Consider the following 4,183-nt stretch of genomic DNA (forward strand, 5'->3'; position numbering starts at 1 on the left):
CGGCGATGACCGCTACGCGCGCCTTTCTTTCGCCGCATCCGACGATGACCTTGCCAAAGGCGTCGCGTTGATGGCCGAGGCGCTGGTGGGGGCCTCGGCGTAGGACCCGGACAGGCAGGGTCGATGCGCTTTTCCATTCCAGTCCTGGTTTCGCTGGTCATTGGCGTCTCGGCATGCGACGATGATGCCACCGGACCCCACCCCAGGCCCACCGGTTCTTTTTCTCTCGAGGTTGCGGGCGCACGCACTGCCTCCCTGGAGGGTCCTGCGGTGTTCGGGGTCCTCGCTGGCGCGTTCTGGGAGCTCTCCATGCAGGACGAGACAACCCCCGTCAACCGGCTTTCCTTGACGCTGTCCGACGAGCCGTCGCCCGGCGTCATCTTGATCGACTCGATGCCTCTGGGAGCCTTCACCTCCACGTTGCAGCTGGACGGCGCTTTCTTCTTTGCGCGTTCAGGCACCCTTTCGGTATCGGTGGCAACTGACTCTGTTACGGTTGGTGGTTTCAACCTCACCGTGGTTGGCGGGGATACACTCTTCGTCTCCTCGGACACCGCCAGCGTAACCGGCACTTTCCAGGCACGATCCAGGGAATAGAGCAAGCGCTATGCATGGCCCATTCGTCAGCATCCTCCACTGGGGCGTTCGTCTTGCCTGGGGTTCGATTATTCCCGGCCTACTTTTCGCAACCCCGGCGACTTCCCAGGTCGAGGATGGGACCCAGTCTTCTCCCTCCGAGCCAGCTACCCTCGTCCTCGTCGATGCACGCGTGTGGACAGGGATGCCGGACACTCCCTGGGCGGAGGCCGTTGCGCTACGCGGCGACCGCGTCCTGGCGGTGGGCAGCGAGGGGGACATTGAGCCCTACCTGGACGGGGCCACGGTGCGTTCGCTTGACGGGGCCTTCGTCGCCCCGGGCTTCATCGACAACCACACGCACTTCGAGCGCGCGGGACAACTCCTGCTCGGCATCAATCTCCTGGACGTGGCGGACGCGGCGGGACTGATCGCGCGCGTGCGCGCTGCGCGCGAGCGGCTGCCGTCGGGAAGCTGGCTAGTGGACGGCGACTGGGGCGCCTACGAGGCTTGGGCCGCGGGCAGCTCGGGAGCGGAAGCGGGCGAGTCGGCCGCTGCTCCCGTCTTCGTTCCGGACCGGTCCCTGATCGATTCCATCACCGCGACAACTCCCGCGCTTCTCTCGCGCTGGGACCGCGGCGTGTACCTGGCCAACGGCCGCGCTCTGGAGCTCGCCGACCTCGCCTGCGGCGCCGACGGGGTCGAGTGCGTAGACGGCTCCCCCACCGGCCGGCTGAGCCCGGACGCAGCCGCGCGCGTGCGCTCCGTGATCCCCGAGCGGCCCCTTGAGCAGCGGCTGGCGGAGAGCCGGCTCGCGCTGCGGCGCCTGGCGAGTCACGGTGTGACGACGATCCACGACATCACGGGGCCCAACCAGCTCGACATCTTTCAGCGGCTCAAGGAAGGCGGCGAGTTGACCGCACGAGTGTACGCGCGGCCCACGCTGGACAAGTGGGATGAGCTGGCCGCCGTCGGAATCAGGCACGGACACGGCGACGACTGGGTCCGCATCGGCGGCCTCAAGGGCTTCGTGGACGGCATCATGGGCAACTCGTCCGCGCGCTTCTACGAGCCGTACGTCACCACCGGGGTGCGAGGCGATTGGCGCACGATGATGTCACCGCCCGGCAACATGCGGTCGCTCATCGCCGGCGCGGACACGTCCGGGCTGTGGCCGCAGATCCACGCCATTGGCGACGAGGCGATCGACACGCTGCTCGACATGTACGGAGGTGTGCGCGCCGCCTCTCCCAGGCCCGAGCCGCGGCGCGTGGCGGTGCCCGGGACCAACGCCTCCATCCCGGCCGACGACCGCTGGCGGGTGATCCACACGCAAGTGATCCGCGACGCGGATGTGGCCCGACGCATGGCCGAGATGGGCGTGATCGCCGAGGTGCAGCCCTACCACGCGATCGACGACATGCGCTGGATGGAGGAACGCATCGGCGAGCGCGGGCGCTGGGCGTACGCCTTCCGCACCCTGCGCGACGCGGGCGTGCTGCTGTCCTTCGGCAGCGACTGGCCGGGAACGAACGCGTCCTGGTATCCCGCGAGCCCGATCCAGGGGATATACGCGGCGGTCACGCGCAAGACGCTGGACGGCGCGCCTGAAGGCGGCTGGTTCCCCCAGGAGCGCGTGGACGTGGAGACCGCGCTGCGCGCATACACCGTCAACAACGCGTGGGCCGCGGGGCAGGAAAACGAGAAGGGCGCGCTCGAGCCGGGCAAGCTGGCTGACGTAGTTGTGCTGGATCGCTCACCCTTCGAGGTCGAGCCCGACGAGCTGAAGGACCTGAGGGTGCTGCTCACGATCGTGGGCGGGCGGGTCGTCTACGAGACGGGCGAGGACACGACGTGAGGCTCTCGGCACCGGCGCTCGTCAGCGTCCTCGTGCTGACGGTGGCCTGCGGCGAAGACCCGGCCGACCCCGGGACCGGGGGTACGTTTTCCATCGAAGTCACGGGCACGCGTACGGCGACGCTGTCGGGAAGCGCCGAACTCGTTGGTGATCCGCTGGTTGCCTTCGACCTGACCTTGATCGCCGACGCCGACGACAGGCTTGATCTGTCTTTCTCCGAGGGTAGCAACAACGGGAGCGTCTTCACGGTCGACGAGAATACTCGTGGGGCGAGTGGAGAACCGCCCATGCGCCTGGGCGGGGACTCCTTCTTCGCGGTGTCGGGCGTGGTCTCAATCAACGCGGGGAGCGCTTCGGGGGCGTCCGGATTCCTCGATATCAACTTCGTTCGCGGTGTGCCCATCCGCACCGACAGCGTGACCGTCCGGGGTCCCTTCTCCGCCGAGCGACCCGGTTAGGCTGGGGCCTCAGGACACATCTAAGCGCCGATTTGCTCCAGCGCCCGTGCGGTCCCCGGCAGGTAGCCGGCGCCGAACAGGTTGACGTGCACCAGCAGATGGTAGAGTTGGTAGACGGGTCGGCGATCTGCGTAACCCGGTAGCGTGGGCCGCTCCCCCTCGTAGCCCTCGAAGAAGGCCGGCGGGAAGCCTCCGAACAGCTCCGCCATGGCCAGATCGACCTCGCGGTGACCGACGTAGACGCTGGGGTCGATCAGCGCCCCCTCGCAGTCGTCTCCAGCAGACCCGGTATCGGCGGCGTCCGTGAACAGCACGTTCCCGCTCCACAGGTCGCCGTGCAGGAGGGAGAGGCCGTCCTCCCCGATTCCGGAGAGCAGATCGGGAAGCGCTTCGCACAGGTGGTCGAGCCGGGGGGCGAGAGCCCCCAACGCCGCGCCGGCCATCTCAATCTGCGGCTGAAGCCGCCGGGCCCACCAGAACTCGGCCCAGTCCGAGGCGGGTTCGTTCGATTGGGGTAGCGTGCCTATGAAGTTGTCGGCGGACCAACCGGGTCCCCCCAGCGGCGGATCGGCCCCGTGCAGTGCCGCCAGGCTCCGGCCGAGCGCGCGCCACGCCCCGGCGCCAGGACGCACCGGCTCCAACCACTCCAGCAGCAGCCCCGCGCCGTCCTCGGCCTCCAGCCGGCCCAGGACGCCCGGAACCCTGACCGCGCCGGAGGCGGCCAGCGCCTCCAGTCCGGCGGCCTCGGCGTCGAAGGTCGCTGCGGCCGGATCGCCGCGCGGGGCCCACTTGAGGAAGGCGGAAGATCGCCCCGGCGCGGACACGCGGAGCGCGTTGGCAATGCAGCCGCCGGACACCGCCCGAAAATTGAGCGGCTCGGGGACGTCCGCGCGGGTGCCCTGATCGGCCGGCTCGGCTCCGGCAAGCGCCTCCCGAACCGCCCGCTCCAGCCCCGGCGGAACCGCCTCGGCGGAGCTCACGCCAAGTCGGGCCTCAGACCTCGCCCAGGTAGCGGTGCACGAACATCACGGCCATGGAGCCCTCGCCCACCGCGGACGCTACGCGCTTCACCGAGCCCGACCGCACGTCGCCCGCCGCGAACACGCCGGGCACGCTGGTCTCCAGCGGGAACGGCGCCCGTTCCGGGTAGCCGACCGCCGCGGCCGCCTCGCTCCACTCCGTGTCCGACCCCGACATGACGAATCCGTGCTCGTCGCGGGCGATGCGCTCGTCCAGCCAGTCCGTGCGCGGCTTGGCGCCGATGAAGATGAACATGGCGGTGGCGTCCACC

The 4,183-nt window shown here is 69.3% G+C and carries 5 protein-coding genes; 3 read left to right on the forward strand and 2 right to left on the reverse strand.

The window, feature by feature from the left end:
• The first annotated feature begins 123 nt into the window (after positions 1 to 123).
• The 3 genes from ABFS34_15915 to ABFS34_15925 all read left to right on the forward strand — a co-directional run bounded on the left by ABFS34_15915 (position 124) and on the right by ABFS34_15925 (position 2,892).
• Positions 124 to 597 carry a hypothetical protein gene (locus ABFS34_15915; GenBank protein ID MEN8376913.1) on the forward strand — a complete coding sequence of 158 codons (474 nt, stop codon included), beginning with the start codon at positions 124 to 126 and terminating at the stop codon, positions 595 to 597.
• A 184-nt stretch (positions 598 to 781) separates the two neighbouring features.
• On the forward strand, positions 782 to 2,434 hold the full coding sequence (locus ABFS34_15920) for an amidohydrolase (GenBank protein MEN8376914.1): 1,653 nt from the start codon (positions 782 to 784) through the stop codon (positions 2,432 to 2,434).
• Positions 2,431 to 2,892, forward strand: a complete 462-nt coding sequence (locus ABFS34_15925; GenBank protein MEN8376915.1) for a hypothetical protein — start codon at positions 2,431 to 2,433, stop codon at positions 2,890 to 2,892. Before ABFS34_15920 ends, ABFS34_15925 begins: the two co-directional genes overlap by 4 nt.
• Before the next feature lie 20 nt (positions 2,893 to 2,912).
• Here the strand turns inward: ABFS34_15925 and ABFS34_15930 are convergent, their stop codons facing one another.
• Together ABFS34_15930 and ABFS34_15935 are read right to left on the reverse strand one after the other, a co-directional pair.
• The gene (locus tag ABFS34_15930) at positions 2,913 to 3,872 is read right to left on the reverse strand and encodes a fructosamine kinase family protein (protein ID MEN8376916.1); all 960 of its coding nucleotides are present in this window, start codon (positions 3,870 to 3,872) and stop codon (positions 2,913 to 2,915) included.
• A 13-nt stretch (positions 3,873 to 3,885) separates the two neighbouring features.
• A partial coding sequence (locus ABFS34_15935) for a fused response regulator/thioredoxin-disulfide reductase (GenBank protein ID MEN8376917.1) occupies positions 3,886 to 4,183 on the reverse strand: 298 nt, incomplete at its 5' end.

Source organism: Gemmatimonadota bacterium (genome assembly GCA_039715185.1).
GTDB lineage: Bacteria > Gemmatimonadota > Gemmatimonadetes > Longimicrobiales > RSA9 > DATHRK01.

Bases quoted from the DNA above. Each gene is read 5' to 3' on its own strand.
- ABFS34_15915 (MEN8376913.1), top strand. From the start codon at position 124: ATGCGCTTTTCCATTCCAGTCCTGGTTTCGCTGGTCATTGGCGTCTCG.
- ABFS34_15920 (MEN8376914.1), top strand. From the start codon at position 782: ATGCCGGACACTCCCTGGGCGGAGGCCGTTGCGCTACGCGGCGACCGC.